The 477-nt window shown below is 34.8% G+C and carries 1 protein-coding gene; it reads right to left on the bottom strand.

The window, feature by feature from the left end; genetic code table 11:
• Positions 1-98 precede the first annotated feature (98 nt).
• A partial coding sequence (locus H4J57_RS19870; RefSeq protein WP_220470344.1) for a hypothetical protein occupies positions 99-477 on the bottom strand: 379 nt, incomplete at its 5' end.

A 477-nucleotide genomic window follows, 5' to 3' on the forward strand; every position in this document is an offset into this window, starting at 1 on the left:
TAACGCCTTACTAAGCGGCGCGAAATTGTTGGCTAAAATGTACGAGGAACGAGTGCTAGCCAACTGTTTAGCGTCCGTTTGAGTAACTTGTTATATGGCTACTTGCCTAACCAACTTATTGGTAAACGATAATAAAAGGTATATCTAAGTGACTCTTTGATTGTGAGCTTACCCAAAATACATAGAATAGAGGTAGTAAAACCTAAAACTATAAATTGCCCTATACTATAAAAAATCACAATGCAGCATATATATACAAGCCAAAATAATATATCACTAAATTCTTTTAAATTAAGGACAAAATCACCAGATGGAGAATTCACGACTAAAGAAAACAATTTAATAAACAAGAACCCACCACAAATAATGCTTGAGACTCCTAAAATATCAGTAACAGTCCTGAGATTTTTCGATAGCGATTTGCGTTCCTGCCTAATTGTTCGAATATACTCAATCATAGCCTTGCCATATAACGCC

Source organism: Colwellia sp. BRX8-7 (genome assembly GCF_014077275.1).
Classification (GTDB): domain Bacteria; phylum Pseudomonadota; class Gammaproteobacteria; order Enterobacterales; family Alteromonadaceae; genus Colwellia_A.